This window comes from Collinsella sp. AF36-3AT, assembly GCF_003475205.1.
Taxonomy (GTDB): domain Bacteria; phylum Actinomycetota; class Coriobacteriia; order Coriobacteriales; family Coriobacteriaceae; genus Collinsella; species Collinsella aerofaciens_AF.
The window spans coordinates 1-1,539 of sequence record NZ_QROZ01000024.1 but is presented as its reverse complement, the minus strand read 5'-3'; the positions used below and the strand labels follow the sequence as shown (position 1 = coordinate 1,539).

The window sequence follows — 1,539 nt, the reverse complement described above, 5'->3', positions numbered from 1 at the left end:
TTTCCCAGTTGAAGGAACGGTGGAGATGTGTTTCGATGGGTTCGGTGGCCATGCTCCGCCCGCCGCCCGGCACCTCTTCCCAGACTCAGCCGAACGGTCGGTTCCGTCTATTCTTTTTTCCTTTTAGGCTAGGACAGCGGGGCATCGCCCCTCTCTGCGCGCGCCCGCGCGATGAGCCCCGGCGTCAGGTCGAGCTCCTCGACGGGCACGTCCTCCACGCCGTACGCATCCAGCAGCGTCTCCGCGTCGGCGCCGAGCATCGCCCGGAAGGCGCGGGCGGGCGTCGCGAAGCCGAGCGCGCCGCGGGGCTCGGAGTTCACGTGCGACATCGCCAGCGACAGGTCGGCCGGGGCCAGCCGGTCGAACCTGAGGCCGCGGCCCTTGGGCAGCAGCTTCCTGATCTCGACGTGGTTGCGCTCGCAGGCGCCCTTCTGGTCGCTGCGCCCGGGGTCGCAGTAGAACAGCCTCGTCTCGCCGGGCCCCTCGCCGATGAGCGCGGCGATCTCGCCCTCGTCGGAGAACTCGGGGCCGTTGTCGGTGAGCACGGCGCGGAAGACCCTGCCCGTGCCGTCTGCTCCCAGCACCGAGCGCACGCCCGCGAGCGCCGCCGCCACGCTCTCGGCGTCCTTCGCCGCCAGCGGCAGCGCGAGCTGCAGCCTGCTGGGGCGGTGCAGCAGCGTGAGCAGGCAGGCGCTGTCCTCCCGCGCGCCCTCGACGGTGTCCATCTCCCAGGCGGCGGCGCAAACGTCCTCGCCGAGGGCGAGGAACGCGGCATATGACCTGCGGGGCGAGTGCGGCGTCGCCCTCTTCGGGGCCCGGTGCGACCTGGGCCTGTAGCCGACCTTCCGCCTGAGCTCCATGTTGGTCATGCCGTCGTAGCCCGCCGCGACCCAGCGGTAGATCGTCGAGGGCGACAGGTCCACGGGGCCGCCGTTGCGGGCCGACAGCTGCTCGGGCGAGAGCCCCCGGCCCAGGCCGTCGCGGATGAGGGCGAGCGCCTCGGCCGCGGCGGGCTCGTCGGCGTCTATCCCGCGCCTCGACGAGACGAGGACCGAGTCCGCGCACAGCTGCGCGGCGCGGGCGTCGTAGAAGACGTGCGGGCGGCGCTTGCAGCCGATCGCGCGGTACCGCCCGCACCCGTTGCAGCAGCGCGGCCACGCGGCCAGGCGCGGGCATGCCGCAGACAGGTCGGCGGAGGCGTCCACGCGCTCGCCGCGCCTCTCCCTCGGCGCGGTCACGAACCTGTGCGACGCCACCTCCGAGCACACCGTCGAGGGCGACCTGCCCAGCTCCCTCGCGATCTGCCTGCACGAGGCCCCTCGCTCCAGCATCCTCTGGACCGTGTCCCGCTCGTGCCTGGTGAGCCTGCCGTAGGCCCTCGGGGCCGCCTTCCCGGCCCCCTTCCTCCTCTTTCCGGACATGCCGTCCTCCGATCTCCCGGGGCCGGCCGGTCCGGCCCTCAGGGTATCGGATTCCCATATTCATCCGTACATGTACGGATGAATATGGGAGGTGTTCGGATGAAGTTGCCAATCAAGG

The 1,539-nt window shown here is 71.7% G+C and carries 1 protein-coding gene; it reads right to left on the bottom strand.

The annotated features are described in order from the left end of the window. Positions 1–128: 128 nt before the first annotated feature. Positions 129–1,421 (bottom strand): IS30 family transposase, encoded by a 1,293-nt coding sequence (locus DW003_RS09820; RefSeq protein WP_118388885.1) that lies wholly within the window; start codon positions 1,419–1,421, stop codon positions 129–131. Between the last annotated feature and the right edge of the window lie 118 nt (positions 1,422–1,539).